Source organism: Buttiauxella gaviniae (assembly GCF_040786275.1).
Classification (GTDB): Bacteria; Pseudomonadota; Gammaproteobacteria; order Enterobacterales; family Enterobacteriaceae; genus Buttiauxella; species Buttiauxella gaviniae_A.
Map to the genome: position 1 here is coordinate 3,956,479 of NZ_JBFMVT010000002.1, position 22,756 is coordinate 3,979,234.

Sequence of the window (22,756 nt, forward strand, 5' to 3'; positions counted from 1 at the left end):
GTTTTTTATGGGCGCAAACCTAAGAGAACTGAATTTGACTTACCAAATGATTACCACCGATGAATCCCTTGCCATTGTATGTGAAGCGGCTCGTCAATTTCCGGCCATCGCGCTGGATACCGAATTTGTGCGCACTCGCACCTACTACCCGCAACTGGGTTTGATCCAGTTGTACGATGGTAAAACGGTTTCGCTTATCGACCCGTTGACTATCTCTGACTGGTCACCATTCAAAACGCTCTTGCAAGATAAAGCGGTGATCAAGTTCCTGCACGCAGGGAGCGAAGATCTGGAAGTGTTTCTGAATGCCTATGGCATGCTGCCCGATCCCTTTATTGATACGCAGATCCTGGCTGCATTTAGCGGCCGTCCGCTTTCCTGTGGTTTTGCCACCATCGTTGAGTCTTTTACCGGCATTGCGCTGGATAAAAGCGAGTCACGTACCGACTGGCTGGCGCGCCCGTTGACGGAGCGCCAGTGCGATTATGCTGCGGCCGATGTGCTTTACCTGCTGCCTATTGCGCACAAGCTGATGGAAGAGACGGAAGCCGCGGGTTGGATGGACGCCGCACTGGATGAATGCAACCTTATGGCCGCGCGCCGTCAGGATGTGCTTGATCCGGAAGAAGCCTGGCGTGAAATCGGCAACGCATGGCAGTTAAGAACGCGCCAGTTGGCGTGCCTGAAGAAACTGGCTTCCTGGCGTCTGCGTAAAGCGCGTGAGCGAGATATGGCGGTGAATTTCGTGGTACGCGAAGAACACCTCTGGCAGGTCGCTCGTTATATGCCGGGCTCATTAGGTGAACTGGAACACCTCGGCCTGAGCGGGAGCGAAATCCGTTTCCACGGTAAAACGCTACTGGGGCTAGTGGCTGAAGCGCAGGCATTATCTGATGATGAATTACCTGAGCCGCTGAGCAATCTGGTTGATATGCCGGGCTATCGCCGCGTGTTTAAAGCGATAAAAGCGCAGGTCTTACAGGTGAGTGAAACCTGTGGTTTAAGCGCTGAATTGCTGGCGTCTCGCCGTCAAATTAACCAGCTCTTAAACTGGCACTGGCAATTAAAACCGCAGGCAATGCAACCGGAATTAATCAGTGGCTGGCGCGGACGCGTAATGGGCGAAGCGTTAAAAACGTTACTGGCAGATTATTAATATACCCATATTCTTCAAATGTTACTGGGAATAATTACAGGGGTGAGTGAAGTAATACTGGAATATTAATTTAGAAAATCTAGTCAACCTGTAAGAATAGTCTGTATTCAAAAAGTTGTCAGAGCGTAAAATAAATAAACCCCCGAATATCATTCTGGGGGTTTATTATACGAAGTTGTATTACGCAGATTTTGTTGTGGCTTCCTGCGCTTCTGGCAACGTTACGTTTAGTTCCAGAACAGAAATATCATCATCTTTTTGATCAAGAACGACGGTTAACATCTCTGGATCGATTTTTACATATTTGCAAATCACTTCCAGAATATCGCGCTTTAACTGCGGTAAATAATGCGGTTCACTATCACCACGACGGCGTTCTGCAACGATAATTTGCAGGCGTTCTTTTGCAATGTTGGCGGTGTTCTTTTTCCGTGAGAGAAAAAAGTCTAGTAATGCCATAACTTATCCTCCGAACAGGCGTTTGAGGAAGCCTTTCTTCTCTTCTTCAATGAAGCGGAAAGGGCGATCTTCGCCAAGCAGGCGCTCAACAGTATCCGCGTAAGCTTTACCTGCATCAGCCTCCTGGTCAAGAATGACCGGCTCACCCTGGTTTGACGCGCGCAGAACAGATTGATCTTCTGGGATAACGCCAACCAGTGGAATGCGCAGGATCTCCAGCACATCTTCCATGCTCAGCATATCGCCACGGTTTACACGACCTGGATTGTAGCGAGTTAACAGCAGGTGTTCTTTTATCGGCGCTTCACCGTTTTCTGCACGGCGAGATTTCGAAGAAAGAATACCGAGAATACGGTCTGAATCGCGTACTGATGAAACTTCAGGGTTAGTGGTAATAACCGCTTCATCAGCAAAATAGAGCGCCATCAGCGCACCAGTTTCAATACCTGCCGGGGAATCACAAACGATAAATTCGAAGTCCATATTTTTCAGGTCTTCTAATACTTTTGCTACGCCTTCACGGGTGAGAGCGTCTTTATCGCGAGTTTGTGAAGCCGGGAGAATATAGAGTTGCTCGGTGCGTTTATCTCTGATCAACGCTTGGTTTAATGTGGCATCGCCCTGGATAACGTTAACGAAATCGTAGACCACACGGCGTTCGCAGCCCATGATCAAATCCAGGTTACGCAGGCCAATATCAAAATCGATTACGACGGTTTTTCTTCCCTTCTGGGCCAAACCTGTAGCGATGGCCGCGCTGGACGTGGTCTTACCGACGCCCCCTTTACCCGATGTAACAACAATAATGCGTGCCATAAAGGAATTCCTTGTTAAAAGGGCTTAATTCAAAGGTTGAACGGAGAGAGCACCACTTGCCAGACTCAGGCGTGCTGCTTTCCCATAATAATCGGCTGGTATCTGTTCACTCAGCCAGTATTCACCTGCTATTGAAACCAGTTCAGCAGCAAGATTTGTACAGAATATTTGTGCATCACGATCGCCACTGGCACCCGCCAGGGCGCGGCCACGCATCATGCCGTAAACATGAATATTACCATCAGCGATAAGTTCTGCACCGGCACTGACATGATTGGTGATAATCAAATCACAGTTTGGGGCATAAATACGCTGGCCGGAACGAACCGGAGCATCAATCAATCGTGTTTTTGTGACCGGGTTAACAACTGGCTCGACAGAGGCTGCAGCCTCAACGGGCGCAGGCTTTGTGCGTGAATTTTTTTCTTTCCCTTCTGTCAGAAGTGGCAAGCCGGCGCGCTCAATTTCTTTTTTCAGCGCTTCGTCTTTACAACCACTAATTCCGACCACTCGCAAACCGGAAGAAACCACCGCTTGCTGGACTCTCTTCCAATTAACTGAACCATCGAGGTTGGCAACGTTCACCACCACCGGTGCATTTTTCAGAAAAGCGGGAGCCTGGGATACTTTGTCCTGAAGGGCCTGGAGAATGACCTCGGGTTGTGCATCATGTAAGTGAAGCACTGATAAGGTAAAACTGCTGCCTTTTAACTCGATTGGCGTGTTTGACATCCTGGCCTTACTCAATTCAGTTTTAATCCCCACCTGTGTGGGACGATATTCCGAAGTACATCTGGCATGTTATAGTCACAGGTATATTCAGGCAAGCCACCATCTGGCGAAAATAGAGTAAAAAAAATGTTTTGTGTGATCTACAGAAGTAGTAAACGTGACCAGACATATCTTTATGTCGAAAAAAAAGACGATTTCTCGCGTGTTCCTGAAGAATTGATGAAAGGTTTTGGTATACCGCAATTGGCGATGTTATTACCGCTTGATGGCAGTAAAAAACTGGCTAATGCAGATTTCGATAAAGTTAAACAAGCACTCAAAAATGACGGCTATTATTTACAATTACCACCACCTCCAGAAAGTTTGTTAAAAATCCATCTTGAAAATAGTCCGAAAAAATAAGTTTCGGAGGATGCCTAATCTTTCTCAGGCATAAAAGGAGATGATGTTTAGAACAAAAAACCGCGGGGAAAAAGATGAATACTCCAGCAATTTGTTTAACCGTCATCGCCTTTGTGCTCAGTAGTTATACCGCCTCATCCGCTATGGCGCAGACGCAATCCCTTGTTAACACACCGGTTGGTACGCAGCCTGCGAGCAAACCTGCGCCAGTTACGCTTGCCGAGCAGGGACGTAACCCCGCTGAATTTCCCGCTTACGTTGAAACCCTCAAAACCCAGGCGCGGCTTCAGGGGGTGAGTGACAACACAATCTCCAGCGCCTTCGCCAACGTTCATTTTGTTGATCGGGTCATAAAATCCGACCAGAACCAGCTTGAGAAGAAAATTATGCTGGATGAATACCTGGCCCGGGTCATTACCCCGGAAAAGATTGAAAAAGCGCGGGAACAGTACCAACTCCATCAAAACGAATTAAGCACTATAAGCCGCCGTACGGGTGTGCAAAGCCAGTACATCGTTGCGTTGTGGGCGATGGAGAGCCATTTCGGTGAAATACAGGGAAAAGAAGACATTGTTTCTGCGCTGGCGACACTGGCTTTTGAAGGCCGACGCGAAGCCTTTTTCACCAAAGAGCTGATGGCATCGTTAAAAATACTCGATCAAGGTCATGTCTCGGTACAAGAGCTCAAAGGCTCGTGGGCGGGTGCGATGGGGCAAAACCAGTTTATGCCTAGCTCTTACCTGCGCTATGGCGCTGATGGCGATGGCGACGGGAAAATAGATATCTGGAATAACACCAGCGATGTATTTGCATCAACGGCCAATTATCTGGAAACCGAGGGTTGGAAAGCGGGTGAAAATTGGGGAAAGGAGATTATTCTGCCGGAAGGTTTCGACAACGTGCTTGCGGGCACGAAAACGGAGCAGGGGAAAACCGTCAGCCAGTGGCAGCAGTTGGGCGTCACCTTTAAAGACGGGACTCAGCCACCGCCCGCGACACAAAAAGCCTGGATTATTACGCCGGATGATAATTTGGCACGCTCATTCCTTGTCTATAACAACTTCCGCACCATCATGCACTGGAATCGTTCTTACTACTTCGCCCTTAGCATCAGCACGATGGCAGACGCAATTGCACAATAACGAACAGGCACCAGTGTTCAGCGGTGATTTTTTTCTCTAGTATCAAAAGTCATTAACACAACGACGCAGAGGAAAGGCATGTATCAGCATCATAACTGGCAGGGTGCGCTGCTGGATTTTCCGGTCAGCAAAGTAGTGTGTGTAGGCAGTAACTACGCAAAACATATCAAAGAGATGGGCAGTGCAACGCCTGATGAACCGGTGGTGTTTATTAAACCGGAAAGTGCGCTGTGCGATATTCGCCAGCCGCTGGTGCTGCCGCAGGAGTTCGGCTCTGTTCATCATGAAGTGGAGCTGGCGATTCTTATTGGCTCGACGTTAAGGCAGGCAACGCAAGAGCATGTCACGAAAGCCATTGCGGGCTATGGCGTGGCGCTTGATCTTACGCTGCGTGATTTACAGAGCAAACTGAAAAAAGCTGGTCAGCCGTGGGAAAAGGCTAAAGGGTTTGATAATTCCTGCCCGATCTCTGGTTTTATTCCTGCCTCTGAATTTAACGGCGATGCGCAGAACACGCCCATTGCTTTAAAAATCAACGGTGAAATACGCCAGCAGGGAAATACCGCCGATATGATCCACAAGATCGTACCGCTGATTGCCTACATGAGCCGCTTCTTCACTCTACGCGCAGGCGATGTGATTCTCACAGGAACACCAGACGGTGTCGGGCCGCTAAACAGCGGTGATGAACTGGAAGTTAGCTTTGCCGACCGCAGTTTTACCACTCGCGTTCTATAATCAATTTGCCGCCTCAGGGCGGCAAAACTTGCATCTCAGGCCCAGACTGTTTATAAGGTGCGCTTGTTTTTTTATTACCGGACAAACATCATGACTACAGCGCCGTTCTGGCAGAGCAAAACGCTTGACGAAATGAGTGACGCGGAGTGGGAATCCCTTTGCGATGGCTGCGGCCAGTGCTGTCTGCATAAATTGATGGATGAAGACACGGATGAAATTTATTTCACCAACGTCGCCTGTAAGCAATTAAACATCAAAACCTGTCAGTGCAAAAATTACGCGCGCCGTTTTGAATTTGAACCCGATTGCATCAAATTGACCCGCGATAATTTGCCAACGTTTGAATGGCTGCCGCACTCCTGCGCCTATCGTCTGTTAGCCGAAGGCAAAGATTTACCGACATGGCACCCGTTGTTGACCGGTTCTAAAGCGGCGATGCACGGCGAACGCATTTCTGTGCGCCATATTGCGGTTAAAGAGTCGGAAGTGCGCGATTGGCAAGCACATATTTTAAACAAGCCTGAGTGGGCAGATTAATCCACCAGAATTAGAAAAGAACACCAAAATAAATCGTACAAAGTGAAATCTTTATGATACGGTGTTCTTTCAATAACAAGTAAAAGAAGGTTTTTATCCAGTACTTAACATTTAAGTGTCCGTCTTGTGGCGGTTCACAGTATCGCACCTCCCCCTACGATGTCCGAGAAACAAATCCCCACGGCGCTGTTTGTATCTTCTGTAAATCAGGGATGCACACTATCCATCGTCCGATGAGTGCGATTCATCAATATAACGTAGCTGCTCGCTAAGAGCGTATTCCGCTGGTTTTGCTTTCCCCATTCCTGCACTGTTAACATTCAGCCTCCATAACGGAGGAATAATGAAAAAAATAACATTACTGTTCGGGGCGCTCATTCTCAGCGGCTGTTCATCGCCGCAACCTGTTGCACCTAAACCGCCTCAGGTCATCGGCATGCCGAACCCGGCGTCAGTTTACTGCAAAGATAAAGGCGGTGAATTGAGAACGGTGAAAACCGATCTGGGAGAGCGGGGTGACTGCCTCTTGCCGGGCGGTGAACGCATTGACCAGTGGACGCTTTACCGCCGCGACCACTAATAATAAAAAACCCGCCATCGGCGGGTTTTTGCTTTATAAATCTTGAGATTAGCGCCCGAAGAGATCGCGACGTTTTGGTTTGAAAGGCTGGGCAATCAACACCAGCAGAGCAATCAACAAGAATACAGCGAAAATCCCCACTAACCACTGTACCATCTCCAGGGACAGGAATTCCCATTGACGAACGGAACAGTCTCCGGTGGCGACAAACACTGACGGCAGCCATTTATCGAGCGGCAGCCAGCCTGGGAAACGTGCGGCAAAATCACAGGTCACAAACGGGGAAGGGTGAAGCTGAATCATGGTGTGTTCCCATGCCAACTGAAGACCTTTCCCGGCGCTGTAAATCCACAGTGCAATGCCTGCATAACGCAAAGGTGTTTTTGGCGCAATCGCCCCCACAATCCCTGCACCCATAACGCCAAACAGTGCGCAACGCTCATAAATACACATCACACATGGTTTGAGCATCATGACGTGCTGGAACCACAATGCCACCATTTCCAGCGCAAAAGCCGTGAGTGCCAGCAGAATCCAGGCACCGCGCCCGCGGGAGCATTGGTTTAAATATCGCAACATAATCAGTATCCCTGCAACATACGTTTAGTCGGCAGTGTAAACGAATTCATTTTCAGCGCCAGTAGGCACATCAAAATAACACGCTAATCGAATGTTTATCAGACAAAAAAGTGAACGGGCAGCTCACTGCCCGTGAAATTTAGTTAATGTGGAATGGCATGGATGTCGGGTGAGGAAATCCACCCTGCGTGTAGCATCCATTCGGTTGCGGGCACCAGCGTAAACTCGACGCAGAGCAATCCAACCAGCGTCAGCACCAGCGTGTATGGAAGCGCCATCAACACCATACGGCCATAAGAGAGGCGAATCAGCGGCGCAAGGGCTGAGGTGAGCAAGAATAAGAACGCAGCCTGGCCGTTAGGCGTGGCTACGGACGGCAAGTTCGTTCCCGTGTTAATTGCGACCGCCAGTAATTCAAACTGTTTGAGGTCGATAATCCCGTTGGTCAGGGCATTTTTAGCTTCATTGATATAAACGGTGCCGACGAAAACATTATCGGAAATCGACGACAAAATACCGTTGAACACGTAGAACAGGGCTAACTGCGAATGTGGTTCAGCTTGCAATACAAAATGAATAACCGGCGTAAACAGATGCTGATCGATAATCACGGCGACAACCGCGAAGAAGACCGTCAGCAGGGCGGTGAACGGAAGCGCTTCAGTAAAGGCTTTGCCTATTTGATGTTCATCGGTCACGCCGCACAGCGCGGTAGCGAAAATAATTACCGATAGACCGATTAACCCCACTTCGGCCAAATGCAGCGCTAGCGCAATCACCAGCCAAATGCCGATCAGCGCCTGAACCACTAATTTCACGCGATCCTGGCGAGTTCGTTTTTGCGCACTTTTCGTATCGTAATCCTGCAAAATATCGCGCACTTTTTCCGGCAATTTTTCGCCGTAACCAAGAATTTTAGTGGACTCAAGCAGCACGCAGGTTACCAGGCCGCAAATCAGAACCGGAACAGTTACAGGCGCCATACGTAGTAGGAAATCGCCAAAGTGCCATCCGGCGTTTTTGGCTATGATAAGATTTTGCGGCTCGCCTACCATCGTCATCACGCCACCCAGCGCGGTGCCAACGCCCGCATGCATCATCAGGCTGCGTAAGAATGCGCGGAACTGCTCAAGCGTGCCGCGTGCAGCAGAATCGAGCTGCGCATCGTCTTGCATTTCACCGTCGGGAGCACCGGTAGACGCGACACGGTGGTAAATGTCATAAAAACCAACCGCAACGCTTATCACCACTGCAACAACGGTAAGAGCATCCAGAAAGGCCGATAAAAAAGCCGCAGCGATACAAAATGCGAGGGAAAGTAAAATCTTTGAACGGATGCCCAGCAGCAATTTGGTGAACACCAGCAGCAAAAGCTGCTTCATAAAGTAGATGCCTGCCACCATAAATATCAGCAGCAGCAACACTTCGAGGTTTCCGGCAATTTCTTCACGTACATGCTCGGCGCTGGTCATGCCGACAAACACGGCTTCAATCGCCAGAAGGCCGCCTGGCAGTAACGGATAGCATTTCAGGGCCATTGCGAGGGTGAAAATAAACTCGGCGACCAGAAGCCAGCCTGCAATAAAGGGGCTAATGAACCAAAAAACCAAAGGGTTAATCACTAAAAAAGTTAACAAAGTCAGTTTGTACCAGTTCGGTGACTGACCTAAAAAGTTGCGAAACAGCGCACGCCCGGTCGATATTTCCATCGTAGAATTTACATGCTCCCGTTATCCGGCAATTTCAAATCTCAGAAAGGTGACGCTGTCACTTTTACTGGAACTGAGCAAAGTCGAATAAAGATAAAGTTGCGTTCATTTGAGATGTTTCAGGTTACTCGCGCATAAGAATTCAATCAAGGCATAGGAATATTCCTTGGTTGTGTGATTGCCTGCAAAATTAAACCATGATTCCACATTTGGCGGTTGCCGCCGCTACCTGCGCCGCACGGCATCTGGTATGATGAGTCTCTTTAGCAAAACCTGTGTAATGGAAAGCATACTATGGTCATTAAGGCGCAGAGCCCAGCGGGTTTCGCGGAAGAATATATTATCGAAAGTATCTGGAATAACCGCTTCGCTCCGGGAACCATTCTTCCAGCGGAACGTGAATTATCCGAACTTATTGGCGTGACGCGAACCACATTGCGCGAGGTGCTTCAGCGTCTGGCGCGTGACGGATGGTTAACCATTCAGCATGGCAAACCGACCAAAGTGAATAACTTCTGGGAAACTTCCGGTTTAAACATTCTGGAAACCCTGGCGCGTCTCGATCACGACAGCGTGCCGCAGTTAATCGATAACTTGTTATCAGTGCGAACTAACATTGCCACTATCTTTATTCGTACCGCTGTTCGTCAGCATCCGGATAAAGCGCAAGAAGTTCTGGCGACGGCAAACAGCGTTGAAGACCACGCTGATGCGTTTGCTAAGCTTGATTACAATATTTTCCGCGGTTTGGCTTTCGCTTCCGGGAACCCGATTTACGGTCTTATCCTCAATGGAATGAAAGGATTGTATACCCGCATCGGGCGTCACTATTTCTCAAGCCCAGAAGCGCGCAGTCTGGCGTTAGGTTTCTATCACCGTTTGGCAGAAATTTGCCAACAAGGTTTGTACGACCAGGTCTTTGATACGGTTCGTACCTACGGACGTGAGAGTGGGGAAATCTGGCATCGGATGCAGAAAAATTTACCGGGTGATTTGGCGATGCACAGCCGCTAGTCTGGCATTTTCCTCACCCACAGCAATACGAAAAACGCTTCCCCAAGGAAGCGTTTTTTTATACTTACAAACTGTTCAATCGCGGCGGGCAGCGTTCAAGTAACTCCACACTTCCATCCTCATTTTGTTGCTCAAGCGTCACATCAAAGCCCCACAGGCGATGGACATGTTTCAGCACTTCGCGACGCCCTTTATCCAGCGGGGCGCGATTATGTGGGATATAACGCAGCGTGAGCGACCGGTCCCCGCGTAAATCGACATTCCACACCTGAATGTTCGGCTCAAGATTACTCAGATTGTACTGAGCGGAAAGCTCGGCGCGAATTTTCCGGTAGCCCTCTTCGTTATGAATGGCGGCAATTTCCAGATAGTTATTGCGATCGTCATCCAGCACCGTAAACAGGCGGAAATCACGCATTAATTTCGGCGACAGGAACTGGCTAATAAAGCTCTCGTCTTTGAAATCACGCATCGCGAAATGCAGTGTCTCCAGCCAGTCTTTACCGGCGATGTCCGGGAACCAGTAGCGGTCTTCTTCAGTTGGCGACTGACAAATCCGTTTGATGTCCTGGAACATGGCAAAACCGAGCGCATACGGGTTAATGCCGTTGTACCACGGGCTGTTATACGGCGGCTGAAACACCACATTGGTATGGCTGTGTAAAAATTCCAGCATAAAGCGATCGGTCACTTTCCCTTCATCATACAGGTGGTTCAGAATCGTGTAGTGCCAGAACGTCGCCCAGCCTTCGTTCATCACCTGCGTCTGCTTTTGCGGGTAAAAATATTGGCTGACCTTACGCACAATGCGCAAAATCTCACGCTGCCAGGGTTCCAGCAACGGCGCGTTTTTCTCCATAAAATAGAGCAGGTTTTCTTGCGGCTCAGAAGGGTAACGCCGCGCTTCAGCGACAGTTTTCTCTTCTTCACGACGCGGCAGTGTACGCCACAGCGTATTCACCTGGCTTTGCAGATACTCCTCGCGGCTTTTTTGCCGGGCTTTCTCTTCCTGCAACGAAATTTTTTGCGGACGTTTGTAGCGGTCAACGCCGTAATTCATCAGCGCATGGCAGGAGTCGAGCAGGCGTTCCACTTCATCCACGCCATAACGCTCTTCGCACTGGGTAATGTAGTTACGGGCGAAAATCAGGTAATCAATAATCGAGCTGGCATCCGTCCAGCTACGGAACAAATAGTTATTTTTAAAGAAAGAGTTATGACCATAACAGGCGTGAGCGATAACCAGCGCCTGCATTGTAATGGTGTTTTCTTCCATCAGATAGGCAATGCACGGGTTCGAGTTGATGACGATTTCATAGGCCAGCCCTTGCTGCCCATGTTTATACATGCGCTCCGTTTCGATAAACTTTTTCCCGAACGACCAGTGGGGATAGTTAATCGGCATCCCAACGCTTGAGTAAGCGTCCATCATCTGTTCGGAAGTAATCACTTCAATTTGATGAGGATAGGTATCCAGGCGATAGAGTTTAGCAACACGATCTATCTCAGCGAGATAGACATCAAGCAGCTCGAACGTCCAGTCTGGTCCATCACTTAGACGTTTAGAATCCTTTGTGGCGGAATCAGTATTAATAGCCATCAGCGCGCCCTCATTGTTGGCGGCTCTCTCTGAATGGAAAGCCTCACTTTCAAGAATAGACAACTCCTGGAAGTTAGCGGCGATAAGAAAAATAATTTGCGCGCGATTTACTGATTTCGATTTCCCGTATTTTACAATATAAGCAGAATAATATTCTGACGATAATATCTTCCCGCGCAGGAGGTCCTAATTATCGCTGTCCCGCTATACCCGTCATACCTCAAGTTGTGGGGGTGCTAGCTGCACTCGCTTACCTCAGTCACTTACTTCCAGGGATAAGCTCCCTGGCCGCCTACCCACAACTCGAATTATTTAGGGTATATATCAGGTTGGGTTGTGAGGAAAGTCACTATAACAAAGCCATATGTTGAATAACATTTTCATCTGAGTTATCAATTTGTAATCAGAAGATTATTCTTTTAGCTAAATGGTGGAACAGTTATGCGTGTTGTGGTGCTGGGAAGTGGCGTTATCGGTGTCAGCAGTGCCTGGTATTTACGTCAGGCAGGGCATGATGTCACGGTTATCGACAGGGAGGCTGGGCCTGCAATGGAAACCAGTGCGGCAAATGCCGGGCAAATTTCTCCGGGCTATGCGGCACCCTGGGCCGCACCTGGCGTTCCCCTTAAAGCTATTAAGTGGATGTTCCAGCGCCATGCTCCGCTGGCAATTAGCCTCGATGGCACACAATTCCAACTGAAGTGGATGCTGCAGATGTTGCGTAACTGCGATATGCGCCATTACATGGAAAACAAAGGCCGTATGGTGCGACTTGCCGAGTACAGCCGTGATTGCCTGAAAGAGTTGCGTCACAGCACCGGTATTCAATACGAGGGGCGGCAGGGCGGTACGCTGCAACTATTCCGCACCGCTCAGCAGTATGAAAACGCAGCCAAAGATATTGCCGTGCTTGAAGATGCTGGCGTGCCGTACCAATTGCTGGAATCTTCCCGCCTGGCAGACGTTGAACCGGCGCTGGCCGATGTGGCCCATAAACTTACCGGCGGTTTGCGTTTACCCAACGACGAAACCGGCGATTGCCAGTTATTTACGCAAAATCTTGCGCGAATGGCCGCCGAGGCGGGCGTTGAGTTTCGATTCAATACGTCGGTCGATCGCCTGCTGTATGAAGGCCAAAATATCTATGGCGTTCAGTGCGGCAAAGAGGTGATAAAGGCCGATGCATATGTGGTCGCCTTCGGGTCCTACTCAACCGATCTGCTGAAAAAAATCGTTGATATTCCTGTCTATCCGCTCAAAGGTTACTCGCTTACCATCCCGATTGCCGACGAGCAGGGCGCGCCGGTTTCGACTATTCTCGATGAGACATACAAAATTGCTATTACGCGTTTTGATAAGCGTATTCGCGTCGGCGGAATGGCAGAAATCGTCGGTTTTAATACGGAATTATTGCAACCCCGCCGTGAAACGCTGGAGATGGTGGTTCGCGATCTTTACCCGCGCGGAGGGCACGTTGAACAAGCGACATTCTGGACGGGCTTGCGCCCAATGACGCCAGACGGTACGCCAATTGTCGGGCGCACCCCGTTCAAAAATCTTTGGCTCAACACCGGGCACGGAACGCTTGGTTGGACGATGGCCTGCGGTTCAGGCCAGATGTTGAGTGATTTAATTTCAGGAAGAACGCCTGCGATACCCTTTGACGATCTCGCGGTTGCGCGTTACTCCCCGGGTTTCAGGCCGACAGGCTCACAGCGCCTGCATAACGCTCATAACTAATTTCAAACAAGGAGAGGGCAATGTCCCGTCCGATTGTTGCGACGCTGAAGCTCAGCGCGCTGCGTAACAATTTAAATGTTGTCCGCCAGGCAGCCCCCCATTCGCGCGTCTGGTCGGTGGTTAAAGCGAATGCGTATGGTCATGGACTGGAGCGCGTCTGGTCGTCGCTAAGAGAAACTGACGGCTTTGCGATGCTAAACCTTGAAGAGGCTATTTTGCTGCGAGAACGCGGCTGGAAAGGGCCGATCCTGATGCTAGAAGGCTTCTTCCACGTCGATGAACTCCCGCTGTTTGACCAATATCGCCTCACCACCAGTTTGCACAGTAACTGGCAGGTGAAAGCCTTAGCCAACGCCAAACTCAATGCGCCACTCGATGTTTATCTCAAGATGAATAGCGGGATGAACCGCCTCGGTTTTAGCCCCGACCGCGTACAGTCCATCTGGCAGCAACTGCGCGCTATCGCTAACGTCGGCCAACTCACGCTGATGGCGCATTTTGCAGATGCAGAACAAACGGATGGTATTGTCGAGCCGATGAAACGTGTGGAACAGGCGGCAGAAGGCCTGGATTGCGCCCGTTCCCTTTCAAACTCTGCGGCAACGCTCTGGCACCCGGAAGCCCATTTCGACTGGGTGCGCCCTGGGATCATTCTCTATGGTGCGTCGCCGAGCGGCCAATGGTGCGATGTTGCCACCAGCGGCTTGCAGCCCGTCATGAGCCTGCAAAGTGAAATCATTGGCGTACAAAACCTTAAACCGGGAGATACGGTCGGATACGGCAGTCGCTTCCGCGCCAGCGCCGAACAGCGCATTGGCATCGTTGCCTGCGGCTATGCTGACGGTTACCCGCGCCACGCGCCAACTGGCACGCCAGTGCGTGTCGATGGTGTGTTAACCCAGACCGTGGGCGCGATTTCTATGGATATGCTGGCCGTCGATCTCACTCCTTGCCCGCATACCGGCATTGGCAGTCCGGTCGAACTTTGGGGTAACGAGGTGAAAATTGATGATGTGGCCCATGCGGCAGGTACAGTCGGATATGAATTGATGTGCGCCCTGGCACCGCGTGTGCCGGTTGTGACGCTGTAGACTCTTAATTTCTGGTGGATGGCGCATGCGCCTATCCACCCTACAATGGTTTTGTCGGTCGGGTAAGGCCTAAGCCGCCACCCGACATCATCCTGGCCTTCAAATTAGCATAAAACTACTCAGCTTCGTCGCTCTCGACACGGACACCGATTTTGCGTACCTGGTTATCTTCTTTCTCGGCAACGGTCCAAATCATACCTGCAAATTCGACCTGGTCACCCACAACCGGCGCGCCGCCTAACATCCCCACCACGAACTCACCCAGCGTTTGCTGCGTATTTACGGTGTCATCAAGGTCGAGACCGTAAATAGTCGCGACATCGGCAAACTGCGCGCTGGCTTCAAGAATAAAGTCACCAAAGAAGCGCTGGTCGAGTGAAACCGGCGGTGACTGGCTAAACATTTTGCCCAGCGCAGGAAGGTCGCGCTCACGGCCAATGACACAAAGCACATCGCCAACTTGTAAACGCGTTCGATCAGTTGGATGCAGCAAAACATTGTCGCGGAACAGCGCGGCTATGCGCGTGTCTTTCGGCATTTTCAGGTCACGCAGTGCCGCCCCGATACACCACTTATCTTCGCTAAGCTGATAAACAAACTGCTCCCATGGGTTTTCGGGGTGAATATCTAACCCCACGCGGGAAACCGGCCAGCCCACTGGCGGCACCACAACTTTCGCTTTTTTGGCCGCCCAACCAAGCGACGTGCCTTGCAGCAGCAGCGAGACTAACACCACGAAGAACGCCACATTGAAGAACAGACGGGCGTTCTCAAGCCCCGCCATCATCGGGAAGACGGCGAGAATAATCGGCACCGCGCCGCGTAATCCCACCCAACTGATAAACACGCGCTCGCGCAGATTAAACCCTCGGAACGGCAGGAGCCCCGCGAAAACAGACAGCGGGCGAGCAAAGAAAATCATCCAGATAGAGAGCAGCAGCGCAGGGATCGCAATCGGTAACAGATCCGATGGATTGACCAGAAGCCCCAGCACCAGGAACATGCCAATTTGTGCAAGCCATGCCAGTCCATCAAAGTTTTGCAGAATGCCAAAACGGCTGCGAATCGGGCGGTTACCAAGCAAGAAGCCACAGAGATAAACGGCCAGAATCCCGCTGCCGTCTAACGCGGTGGTGATACCAAACACCATAATCCCGCCGCTTAACGCCAGCAGCGGATACAAACCCTGCGGCAACGTAATGCGGTTAATCATTTGCAGCAGCAGATAACCGCCGCCGAGGCCAAGCAAAATCCCCAGGCCAAACTGCTGAATAATGTGCACCAGGAACATCCAGCTCAGGCCGCTTTGCCCTTGCTGAATCATCTCGATGAGAGTAATGGTCAGAAACACCGCCATCGGATCGTTACTGCCGGATTCAATCTCAAGCGTTGCGCCCACACGTTCGTTAAGCCCCTTACCGCCGAGCAGCGAGAACACCGCCGCCGCATCGGTTGAGCCGACGATTGCGCCAATCAACATACCTTCGATTAAATTGAGATTAAACAGCCAGGCCGCGGCCATGCCGGTTAAACCGGAGGTTATCAACACGCCGACGGTGGCAAGCGACAGCGCCGGGCCAAGGGCTACGCGAAATGAACTTGCCTGGGTGCGCATTCCGCCATCGAGCAGAATCACCGCCAGCGCAAGGTTACTGACTAAATAGGCGAAAGGATAATTATCAAACGGAATACCCCCGATGCCATCAACGCCCGCCAACATACCGATAGCGAGGAAGATAACCAAAATGGGGATACCAAGACGCGAGGAAAAAGAACTCAATAAGATGCTACAAGTTACCAGTACGGAACCTAAAATAAACAGACTGACTATCGCCCCTGCGTCCAAAATTCGCTTTCTCCTTTGCCCTGCGCCATTCGAGTGGAAATGTTAACACGGAAAACATTGATTAATCGTGCTATGTAAGGGCGAGGCTTAATTATTTTGCCTCAATACCGGATGACCGCTGATTGTCAGGCTGGCGGTTTGCCCATCATGGTGCAGTTCGCCATATGCACCTAAGGGGAGGGTAACCGTTTCCGGTTCATGGCCGAAAGGCAAACCACGCAGAACGGGAATCGATAAGCGTTGCTGCAACATGTGGCACATCTCGTCGAAATCGTAATCGCCGTCGTAATCACTTAACGTAGCTCCGTTGAAGCTGCCCAGAATCAGCGCTTTTTGACGCGCTAAAATCCCGGCGTGATGCAGTTGCAAAAGCATGCGCTCGACGCGGAAAGGGTGCTCATTAATATCTTCGACCACCAAAATGCCGCCATCAATCGGAGTTAGCCATGGCGACCCCATCAGCGACACTAACATGGCGAGATTGCCGCCCCATAATTTCCCGCTCGCCGAACACGCCGGTGTGGCGCTCTGCCAGTTCAGCGTGAATTGCGGCTCAGTAATGGCCTGCCAGAAATGCTGCCAGGTGAAGCTGTTTAGCTCTTCGGAACCAAAGTTTCCGGCAAGCATCGGGCCGCTAAAAGTGATGGTTCCGGTCTGAGAAAGCAGCGCTAACTGGATAGCCGTGAAATCACTATGCCCGCAGATTATCGGCGTACGTTCGCGCAAGGCGCGGCCAATACGCGAATAGTCAATATTTTCAAGCAGGCGAGTGGCACCGTACCCGCCGCGCACCGCCAGAACAATGTCGCACTCTGTAGGAAGTACAGATAAATCCTGAATATCAGCCAGCCGCTGCTCATCGGTTCCGGCAAAACGCTGGAAACGGCGCGTCACCACAGATTGGTTTTCTACCCGATGACCGGAGGCTTTCAGGCGTTCTATACCGCGAGCCGCTGCGGCCTGATTAACACAGAAACCTGAAGGGGCAATCAAACGAATCGTGGACATGGCATTTCCTGGCTGTGAATTATTTGGTTATCATGCCGCTAACAAAGGTGGTTGTCACCCGCCAGGCGGCGATGAATCGCAGTTCTCAGTACTGAAATAAGGATAGATGCGTGAATATAAGATGGCTGATTGTATTGGTTTTGTTTTTGGCAGGATGTTCAAGTCACACCACGAAACAACCCGAGTGGGATCCAACCAAACCGGTACAACGCGCATTAACATGGATGCCAATAACCGATCAGGCAGCAAAAGAGTGGGGCGTAAGCCCGCGAGTGATTACGGCTATCATCGCCGTTGAATCCGGCGGTAACCCAACACTTGTCAGTAAATCCAACGCGGTTGGTCTGATGCAAATTAAAGCCTCAACGGCGGGGGCGGATGTTTACCGCCATCTGGGATGGGGTGGGCAGCCCTCAACCAGCGACCTGAAAGATCCCGCGCGCAACATCTCAGTGGGCACCGCGTATTTGAGTATTCTTGAACACGGCATTCTGGCGGGCATTGAAAATCCGCAAACTATGCAATATGCCCTGCTGGCGTCATACGCCAATGGCGCGGGGGCGTTGCTTAGAACGTTCTCATCAGATCGCAAAAAGGCGATTAATGAAATCAACGATCTAAGCCCGGATGAGTTTTACGATTACATCGCTAAAAACCACCCGGCACCGCAGGCTCCGCGTTACCTGTATAAAGTTTCAAAAGCGTTAAACGCGATGTAATTATTTCACCCGGCCTGCTTTTTCACGCGCAGAACGTTCCAGCGAGAAAATAATTCGCTGTAATTCGCGCTCCGCGGCCGGGTTAACATTCAGAAAACGGAAACTCAGGCGCGGGGTGCTTACCGTCTGGTTTTTACTGTCGACAACCGTTCGCTCCGAAAGCGTTATCAACTGCATATCAAAGTGAAATTTCCCCCACTGTGCTAAATCCAGCTCAACCTGAGAAAAACGCATTCCTGCGTTTAGCCCCTCCGGCAATGGCCCATCAACTAACGCCCCCATCCCACCCAATGACAAATCACACAGTCGAAACTGGAAGGGCGAACCGTCAGGGAGCGTGGTATTGCAATGATAATAGGGCTGAAGCGGGGCGGTAATTCGGAAGTACTCGCGACGTTGAACAAACCAAAGCGATGGCGGGACGGATGCATGGAAAGCCGGCAAGTTCAGATAATCAATGGCGCGTAATTCAGGCAACACGAACTCGACCTTTGCCCCTTCCGTTTCGGCGGTGAACTGAATGTTTTTCGCCTTTTGAACGGCCTGGTTTTCATACGCCTGGCTGCCAAAATCCACGATCAACCCCGCAGCCGAAACCTCAAGAATTTTGCTGATAAATTGCCCCGATGGCCAACTGAGACGGACCGGCACCTGGTTTTTATGCAGATCGCGTAACACACCTAATACAGCCAGAGGGCTTTGTTTCAGAAACTGTTCGTTATAGTTACTCAAGGCCAGGTCCATGTTCTGTTTTTATAAAGCGGTAAGCTGGTATATCGGCGGAACGGCTGAAAACTTAACGGAAATCTCACATTTTTAAGGGAAGAAATTCAACAGCGATCACGTTTTTCAAATGCTTGATTATACTTAGCGTACCGACAGACAGAACCCGCTGCCAAATCACTGTGGATTCTGACTTGTTACCACACACAATAATGAGAGGATGTTGAACATGGGTATCATTGCGTGGATTATTTTCGGTTTGATTGCGGGCATAATTGCAAAACTGATTATGCCTGGTAGAGATGGCGGCGGTTTTATCGTGACCTGTATTTTGGGGATCATCGGTGCTGTTGTGGGTGGCTGGATAGCCACATTCTTGCATATCGGCGGGAGCGTGACGGGCTTTAACTTCCCGAGCTTCCTGGTCGCCGTTGCGGGTGCGATTATTGTTTTGCTTATTTACCGCATGGTTCGACGCTAATTTATTCTGATCTTTTGTTAAAGAAACGGCCCCTGAATGGGGCCGTTTTCTTAGTGAAATAAAGTGCTTCGTCGATTTAAACAAGGGCGATGTAGTGACTACAGGTGCCTAATCCATTATCCATTTATCTTGCTGTTTAATAATACGTTCATATTCATTTGATTCATAGGCATCCAGACAGTTCATTAAAATGTTTTCTTTCTCCGTGAGAATGGATGTTTTAGTATTTTTTTTAAGGGACGCCTTAAAGTAAGCTCTTACTGCAGAGTAGGCATCCTCAGAATTATGTTTCCCTAACTGAAAGTAACCATCTAAAGCTACACTGCTATCAATATTCAAACTGCCGCTATATCTATCTGATAAACAATATGCCATGCCCCACTTTTTTAATTTCTCTCTTGCATCAATGATTTCATTTTTGTTTGGAACGGCTATGGAAGGTAGGGATACAAGCAAAATGCAATAAACAAGAACTTTCATCATTTGAGCTCCCAAAATTTTACTTCTGTTGTTGTGATGTTTGGGTTTGCATGAGAAAAGTAACAATGATCCCCACAATCTCCTCCATTCCACAATGTGACATGACCACGAGCATCACTCCATCCATCAACAGTGAATATCAGAATCCCTTTTTTAGCTTGCAGTAATGGAAAAATCTTCTGTGGGCTGTCTTTAAGATCTGGATTTTTAAATTGTTTCTCTACATAAATCATCATGTCTGGAACGCGCATTATATATGCGTACCCATCACCACCTCGCAGTTTATAAGCACCAGCACCTTTTTTTATTCTTAATCCTCCATAGTTAAAAGCCCTACTTAAACGTAATGCGCAGGCATTCGCATACGGATTAGGAATTTGACCTTGGCTCGCTAAACTTTTATCGTTAGCCTCTTTATAGTGCTCATATACATTACCCCCAACTAACATATATGTCTCTTCTGCTGTTTTGCCTACCGGGTAAGCGTTCCATAATGCGTTAAATTTAGGACGGTTAACTCCGATATTTGAAGCTAATCCTCCAACTCTGGCTGTTACCGTTGTCATCGCTGATCCTTTTCAATAATATTCATCAAAGTATTGTTGAAGATATTGCAAATACATATGGTTCCATTGTCATTCACTATGCCATTAAAATGTAAGTGGTCTTTAGTGTCATCTATTCTATTGTATTCCACCTCGCATGAAACAGACTCTCCAGACTGATAACCTATAGTCTGAACATGAAGATTAAGATCAGCATAATGTCGGGAAATATCTTCAACTTTTATTTTATCTTCACCATATGACCAGCTAATTGAAGTAATTTTCTTTTCCTCATTTATTGATTCATCTTCCTCTTTTGATGCATCCGATTCATCTGAACTGTTTTTATCTCCGAAATGCTCAATACCGTTATCCTGCGGCGATCCACCATCACCTCCATCCGCCAGCGGACTCAGCATCGCCGGCTGCAGCGTCGGGACCGGTGTCCCAGGAGTGCCGCCGCCGTTGAGGTTGATTTTCGGCCCGGTGATATCAATGCCGGCAGGGTGAATGACGATAAACGAGGCGCCCACCTGCAGGGTGATTTTGCTGTGGCTTTTCAGGGCAATATCGCCCTGAACGTCAATGCCCAGCGCCCCGGCAATCTTCTGCGCCAGGTCGTCTTTCACCTCCAGGCTGTATTTCCCTTTCACCAGGCTGACGTGGTCTCCGGTGGTGATGTGCGCCTGCTTTCCTTTTACCGTGATTTTTCTGTCGTTCGCCACGTACAGCGCGTCATCGTGACCGATATTTTCTGTGCGGTCGTGTGCCACCCTCAGCGTCTGGTCATTACCGACATTTGTCTGCCGGTCATGCGCGACGCTGAGGGTTGTGTCGTGTCCGGCGGCATTCTCTTTGCCCACCGTAACCGTCTGCCCCAGTGCGACGGTGATGTTCTGGTTGTTGCCGATGGTTTCGGTGTGGTCGGATTTCACCTCCGTATCACGGTTGTTCAGCACCACGGTCTTCATGTCCTTCTGGGCATGCATCGACAGCAGCTCCTGGTTTGTCTCATCCTCGAACATCAGCTCGTTGTAGCCGCTGCCCTTGTAGGTCTGCGAGCGGATGGCCATCTGCGTTCGGGTGCCCGGCAGGTCGCCCGGGGCGCGGTTGCCGGCGTGGTAGGTGCGCCCGGTGATAATCGGCTGGTCCGGGTCGCCGTTGAGGAAATCGACAATCACTTCCTGGCCGACGCGCGGGATGGCGATGTTGCCGAACCCGGCGCCCGCCCACGCCTGTGAGACGCGTATCCAGCACGAGCTTTTCGCATCCGCCTGGTTGTAGCGGTCCCAGGTAAATTTCACCCGCACCCGCCCGTGCTCGTCGCAGAAGATTTCTTCCCCCGGCGGGCCGGTCACCACCGCACTCTGCGGGCCGTCGACCCGCGGTTTGAGAGGGGGCTGTGCGCGCCAGGTCTGAATGGCGGGGATGACGCTGAAGCTGTTGGTGAGCGTGGTGCCCTGGCCCTCGCTGCCGGTGAGCGCCTGCGGCTGGCTGCCGGTTAACGTACAGGCCACCACCTGCCAGAGGTCGTTGAGGTCTGCGCGCGGGTGGTCCGTCAGGCTGAAGCAGCGCCCCGGCTGGAGCTGGGGTGAGTTGCTGGTGCCGGTGGCGTAGTCCACATCGCTGCGCCAGCCTTCCACCTGATATTTCGCAAAGTCTGCCCCGCGCTGTGCGTCCTTGAAGCGCCCCGGATAGTCAAAAATCTCATACACCGCCCGCTGGTTGGGCATCTCCGACGGGCGGTGATTAAACTGCCCGGGCCAGAGCGGGGCCTTAAAGGTGTAGTCCCGGGTGGTGACCTGCGCCGGGCGGATTTGCGCGCGGCGGCAGAAGCTGTTGATGCAGTAGCGGCTGGATTCACTGGCACCGTTGGGGTTGTACGGCAGCGGGTCGAGTCTGCGCAGCACGCGGCTGTCATCGGCGAAGGTCAGTTTCTGCAGGTTGCGCTCCAGATATTCCTCCTCGCAGAAGAAAATCCCCTCTTCGGCGGCCAGCCGGGCGATGAAGTCGAAGTCGGTTTCCTGGTACTGGACGCAGAACTCACGGAAAGGGTGCGGACGGCGGAACAGGGCGTCGTGGGTGAGCACACCCGTCTCCTTGAGCAGCGTCTGAAAGATGGCGCGGATATCGACATTCTGGAAGCTGCGGCAGTTCTGCCGCTGGCTGCTGCGCCAGAGCTCCGGGCGCAGGGTTATGTGGTACAGCGTCTGGTGTCTGCCGGTGTTGCCCTGCTCGCAGAAGGTCACGATACCGCGCAGACGGCGCTTAATCTCCTCACCCTGCCGGATAATCAGCGTTCCCCCCTGGTCGAGGACTTTACGGAATTCCAGGGCCGGGTTGCTGCTGGCGAGGGTCAGCTCAAGGCGAAACAGGGAGGAGAGGGACTGGGTGAGCTGAAAGTCCACCACGGCGAAGGTGTCATCCGGGGTCCGCCCGGCGGTAAAGGTAAAGCGGGTGCCGTCACTGGCCATGGTGTATTTCCTTTCCTGTCCATGGATGTATTGACCAGAATTAACAGCCATTGTTGAACTATAATTCTGATAAATATAAATAAATCAATGTAATAACTGGTTTAAGGGTAGGGGCGGAGTGATGTTGTGGCTACGACGGCTATCACAGAATCTGAAAGAGGAAAACGTACAAAGCGGTTTCATAC

The 22,756-nt window shown here is 50.6% G+C and carries 24 protein-coding genes; 12 read left to right on the plus strand and 12 right to left on the minus strand.

Annotated elements, in window-relative coordinates; translation table 11 throughout:
• Positions 1 to 34 precede the first annotated feature (34 nt).
• The gene (rnd, locus tag AB1E22_RS18855; protein WP_367597409.1) at positions 35 to 1,156 is read left to right on the plus strand and encodes a ribonuclease D; all 1,122 of its coding nucleotides are present in this window, start codon (positions 35 to 37) and stop codon (positions 1,154 to 1,156) included.
• 180 nt (positions 1,157 to 1,336) lie between these two features.
• Here rnd and minE read toward each other — a convergent pair whose 3' ends face one another.
• From minE to minC, 3 genes are read right to left on the minus strand one after another with little or no spacing between them, the layout of a single operon-like run.
• Positions 1,337 to 1,615 carry a cell division topological specificity factor MinE gene (gene minE / locus AB1E22_RS18860; protein ID WP_064546115.1) on the minus strand — a complete coding sequence of 93 codons (279 nt, stop codon included), beginning with the start codon at positions 1,613 to 1,615 and terminating at the stop codon, positions 1,337 to 1,339.
• A gap of 3 nt (positions 1,616 to 1,618) precedes the next feature.
• Positions 1,619 to 2,431 carry a septum site-determining protein MinD gene (minD, locus tag AB1E22_RS18865; protein WP_034495914.1) on the minus strand — a complete coding sequence of 271 codons (813 nt, stop codon included), beginning with the start codon at positions 2,429 to 2,431 and terminating at the stop codon, positions 1,619 to 1,621.
• A 24-nt stretch (positions 2,432 to 2,455) separates the two neighbouring features.
• Positions 2,456 to 3,163 (minus strand): septum site-determining protein MinC, encoded by a 708-nt coding sequence (gene minC, locus AB1E22_RS18870; RefSeq protein WP_367596753.1) that lies wholly within the window; start codon positions 3,161 to 3,163, stop codon positions 2,456 to 2,458.
• 126 nt (positions 3,164 to 3,289) lie between these two features.
• Here minC and AB1E22_RS18875 point away from each other — a divergent pair, with 126 nt between their 5' ends.
• From AB1E22_RS18875 to AB1E22_RS18900, 6 genes are all read left to right on the plus strand, one after another.
• The gene (locus tag AB1E22_RS18875; protein ID WP_367596754.1) at positions 3,290 to 3,565 is read left to right on the plus strand and encodes a YcgL domain-containing protein; all 276 of its coding nucleotides are present in this window, start codon (positions 3,290 to 3,292) and stop codon (positions 3,563 to 3,565) included.
• 74 nt (positions 3,566 to 3,639) lie between these two features.
• Positions 3,640 to 4,707 carry a lytic murein transglycosylase gene (locus AB1E22_RS18880; RefSeq protein ID WP_367596755.1) on the plus strand — a complete coding sequence of 356 codons (1,068 nt, stop codon included), beginning with the start codon at positions 3,640 to 3,642 and terminating at the stop codon, positions 4,705 to 4,707.
• Between the two features lie 78 nt (positions 4,708 to 4,785).
• Positions 4,786 to 5,445, plus strand: coding sequence for a fumarylacetoacetate hydrolase family protein (locus AB1E22_RS18885; RefSeq protein WP_367596756.1), 660 nt, complete (start codon positions 4,786 to 4,788; stop codon positions 5,443 to 5,445).
• Positions 5,446 to 5,535: 90 nt separating this feature from the next.
• Positions 5,536 to 5,982 (plus strand): YcgN family cysteine cluster protein, encoded by a 447-nt coding sequence (locus AB1E22_RS18890; protein WP_367596757.1) that lies wholly within the window; start codon positions 5,536 to 5,538, stop codon positions 5,980 to 5,982.
• A gap of 95 nt (positions 5,983 to 6,077) precedes the next feature.
• Entirely contained in the window at positions 6,078 to 6,254 is a 177-nt protein-coding gene (ymcF, locus tag AB1E22_RS18895) for a cold shock small protein YmcF (RefSeq protein ID WP_367597410.1), read from the plus strand.
• 71 nt (positions 6,255 to 6,325) lie between these two features.
• Positions 6,326 to 6,562: a putative hemolysin gene (locus AB1E22_RS18900; protein ID WP_367596758.1), complete on the plus strand. Its 237-nt coding sequence runs from the start codon at positions 6,326 to 6,328 to the stop codon at positions 6,560 to 6,562.
• Positions 6,563 to 6,610: 48 nt separating this feature from the next.
• Here the strand turns inward: AB1E22_RS18900 and dsbB are convergent, their stop codons facing one another.
• Positions 6,611 to 7,141, minus strand: a complete 531-nt coding sequence (gene dsbB, locus AB1E22_RS18905) for a disulfide bond formation protein DsbB (protein ID WP_367596759.1) — start codon at positions 7,139 to 7,141, stop codon at positions 6,611 to 6,613.
• Between the two features lie 143 nt (positions 7,142 to 7,284).
• The gene (gene nhaB, locus AB1E22_RS18910) at positions 7,285 to 8,850 is read right to left on the minus strand and encodes a Na(+)/H(+) antiporter NhaB (protein ID WP_367596760.1); all 1,566 of its coding nucleotides are present in this window, start codon (positions 8,848 to 8,850) and stop codon (positions 7,285 to 7,287) included.
• Positions 8,851 to 9,144: 294 nt separating this feature from the next.
• Between nhaB and fadR the strand changes: the two genes are divergently transcribed.
• Complete coding sequence (gene fadR / locus AB1E22_RS18915; protein ID WP_367596761.1) at positions 9,145 to 9,864, plus strand: fatty acid metabolism transcriptional regulator FadR; 720 nt, start codon at positions 9,145 to 9,147, stop codon at positions 9,862 to 9,864.
• A gap of 64 nt (positions 9,865 to 9,928) precedes the next feature.
• On the opposite strand, the gene AB1E22_RS18920 is transcribed toward fadR, so the two are convergent.
• Positions 9,929 to 11,464, minus strand: coding sequence for a SpoVR family protein (locus tag AB1E22_RS18920; RefSeq protein WP_367596762.1), 1,536 nt, complete (start codon positions 11,462 to 11,464; stop codon positions 9,929 to 9,931).
• Between the two features lie 441 nt (positions 11,465 to 11,905).
• On the opposite strand from AB1E22_RS18920, the gene AB1E22_RS18925 reads away from it, so the two are divergent.
• Together AB1E22_RS18925 and dadX are read left to right on the plus strand one after the other, a co-directional pair.
• Positions 11,906 to 13,204, plus strand: a complete 1,299-nt coding sequence (locus AB1E22_RS18925) for a D-amino acid dehydrogenase (RefSeq protein ID WP_367596763.1) — start codon at positions 11,906 to 11,908, stop codon at positions 13,202 to 13,204.
• A 20-nt stretch (positions 13,205 to 13,224) separates the two neighbouring features.
• Positions 13,225 to 14,295: a catabolic alanine racemase DadX gene (dadX, locus tag AB1E22_RS18930; RefSeq protein WP_367596764.1), complete on the plus strand. Its 1,071-nt coding sequence runs from the start codon at positions 13,225 to 13,227 to the stop codon at positions 14,293 to 14,295.
• 115 nt (positions 14,296 to 14,410) lie between these two features.
• Here dadX and AB1E22_RS18935 read toward each other — a convergent pair whose 3' ends face one another.
• Positions 14,411 to 16,141, minus strand: coding sequence for a potassium/proton antiporter (locus AB1E22_RS18935; protein WP_367596765.1), 1,731 nt, complete (start codon positions 16,139 to 16,141; stop codon positions 14,411 to 14,413).
• Between the two features lie 87 nt (positions 16,142 to 16,228).
• Complete coding sequence (gene ldcA / locus AB1E22_RS18940) at positions 16,229 to 17,149, minus strand: muramoyltetrapeptide carboxypeptidase (RefSeq protein ID WP_367596766.1); 921 nt, start codon at positions 17,147 to 17,149, stop codon at positions 16,229 to 16,231.
• Between the two features lie 110 nt (positions 17,150 to 17,259).
• Here ldcA and emtA point away from each other — a divergent pair, with 110 nt between their 5' ends.
• Positions 17,260 to 17,868 carry a membrane-bound lytic murein transglycosylase EmtA gene (gene emtA, locus AB1E22_RS18945; RefSeq protein ID WP_367596767.1) on the plus strand — a complete coding sequence of 203 codons (609 nt, stop codon included), beginning with the start codon at positions 17,260 to 17,262 and terminating at the stop codon, positions 17,866 to 17,868.
• Here the strand turns inward: emtA and ycgR are convergent, their stop codons facing one another.
• Positions 17,869 to 18,600: a flagellar brake protein YcgR gene (gene ycgR / locus AB1E22_RS18950; protein ID WP_367596768.1), complete on the minus strand. Its 732-nt coding sequence runs from the start codon at positions 18,598 to 18,600 to the stop codon at positions 17,869 to 17,871.
• A 220-nt stretch (positions 18,601 to 18,820) separates the two neighbouring features.
• Here ycgR and AB1E22_RS18955 point away from each other — a divergent pair, with 220 nt between their 5' ends.
• Positions 18,821 to 19,072: a GlsB/YeaQ/YmgE family stress response membrane protein gene (locus tag AB1E22_RS18955; protein ID WP_367596769.1), complete on the plus strand. Its 252-nt coding sequence runs from the start codon at positions 18,821 to 18,823 to the stop codon at positions 19,070 to 19,072.
• Positions 19,073 to 19,180: 108 nt separating this feature from the next.
• On the opposite strand, the gene AB1E22_RS18960 is transcribed toward AB1E22_RS18955, so the two are convergent.
• From AB1E22_RS18960 to tssI, 3 genes are read right to left on the minus strand one after another with little or no spacing between them, the layout of a single operon-like run.
• Positions 19,181 to 19,555: a hypothetical protein gene (locus AB1E22_RS18960; RefSeq protein ID WP_367596770.1), complete on the minus strand. Its 375-nt coding sequence runs from the start codon at positions 19,553 to 19,555 to the stop codon at positions 19,181 to 19,183.
• A complete protein-coding gene (locus AB1E22_RS18965) occupies positions 19,552 to 20,118 on the minus strand; it encodes a type VI secretion system amidase effector protein Tae4 (protein WP_367596771.1) in 567 nt (188 codons plus the stop codon). The genes AB1E22_RS18960 and AB1E22_RS18965 overlap by 4 nt, the downstream gene beginning before the upstream one ends.
• Positions 20,115 to 22,571: a type VI secretion system Vgr family protein gene (gene tssI, locus AB1E22_RS18970; RefSeq protein WP_367596772.1), complete on the minus strand. Its 2,457-nt coding sequence runs from the start codon at positions 22,569 to 22,571 to the stop codon at positions 20,115 to 20,117. The genes AB1E22_RS18965 and tssI overlap by 4 nt, the downstream gene beginning before the upstream one ends.
• Positions 22,572 to 22,756: the final 185 nt, after the last annotated feature.

Bases quoted from the DNA above. Each gene is read 5' to 3' on its own strand.
- AB1E22_RS18875 (WP_367596754.1), top strand. From the start codon at position 3,290: ATGTTTTGTGTGATCTACAGAAGTAGTAAACGTGACCAGACATATCTT.
- AB1E22_RS18890 (WP_367596757.1), top strand. From the start codon at position 5,536: ATGACTACAGCGCCGTTCTGGCAGAGCAAAACGCTTGACGAAATGAGT.
- AB1E22_RS18925 (WP_367596763.1), top strand. From the start codon at position 11,906: ATGCGTGTTGTGGTGCTGGGAAGTGGCGTTATCGGTGTCAGCAGTGCC.
- AB1E22_RS18920 (WP_367596762.1), bottom strand. From the start codon at position 11,464: ATGGCTATTAATACTGATTCCGCCACAAAGGATTCTAAACGTCTAAGT.
- nhaB (WP_367596760.1), bottom strand. From the start codon at position 8,850: ATGGAAATATCGACCGGGCGTGCGCTGTTTCGCAACTTTTTAGGTCAG.
- dsbB (WP_367596759.1), bottom strand. From the start codon at position 7,141: ATGTTGCGATATTTAAACCAATGCTCCCGCGGGCGCGGTGCCTGGATT.
- AB1E22_RS18960 (WP_367596770.1), bottom strand. From the start codon at position 19,555: ATGATGAAAGTTCTTGTTTATTGCATTTTGCTTGTATCCCTACCTTCC.
- AB1E22_RS18965 (WP_367596771.1), bottom strand. From the start codon at position 20,118: ATGACAACGGTAACAGCCAGAGTTGGAGGATTAGCTTCAAATATCGGA.
- dadX (WP_367596764.1), top strand. From the start codon at position 13,225: ATGTCCCGTCCGATTGTTGCGACGCTGAAGCTCAGCGCGCTGCGTAAC.
- ldcA (WP_367596766.1), bottom strand. From the start codon at position 17,149: ATGTCCACGATTCGTTTGATTGCCCCTTCAGGTTTCTGTGTTAATCAG.
- AB1E22_RS18880 (WP_367596755.1), top strand. From the start codon at position 3,640: ATGAATACTCCAGCAATTTGTTTAACCGTCATCGCCTTTGTGCTCAGT.
- minD (WP_034495914.1), bottom strand. From the start codon at position 2,431: ATGGCACGCATTATTGTTGTTACATCGGGTAAAGGGGGCGTCGGTAAG.
- minE (WP_064546115.1), bottom strand. From the start codon at position 1,615: ATGGCATTACTAGACTTTTTTCTCTCACGGAAAAAGAACACCGCCAAC.
- fadR (WP_367596761.1), top strand. From the start codon at position 9,145: ATGGTCATTAAGGCGCAGAGCCCAGCGGGTTTCGCGGAAGAATATATT.
- tssI (WP_367596772.1), bottom strand. From the start codon at position 22,571: ATGGCCAGTGACGGCACCCGCTTTACCTTTACCGCCGGGCGGACCCCG.
- AB1E22_RS18955 (WP_367596769.1), top strand. From the start codon at position 18,821: ATGGGTATCATTGCGTGGATTATTTTCGGTTTGATTGCGGGCATAATT.
- AB1E22_RS18900 (WP_367596758.1), top strand. From the start codon at position 6,326: ATGAAAAAAATAACATTACTGTTCGGGGCGCTCATTCTCAGCGGCTGT.
- minC (WP_367596753.1), bottom strand. From the start codon at position 3,163: ATGTCAAACACGCCAATCGAGTTAAAAGGCAGCAGTTTTACCTTATCA.
- AB1E22_RS18885 (WP_367596756.1), top strand. From the start codon at position 4,786: ATGTATCAGCATCATAACTGGCAGGGTGCGCTGCTGGATTTTCCGGTC.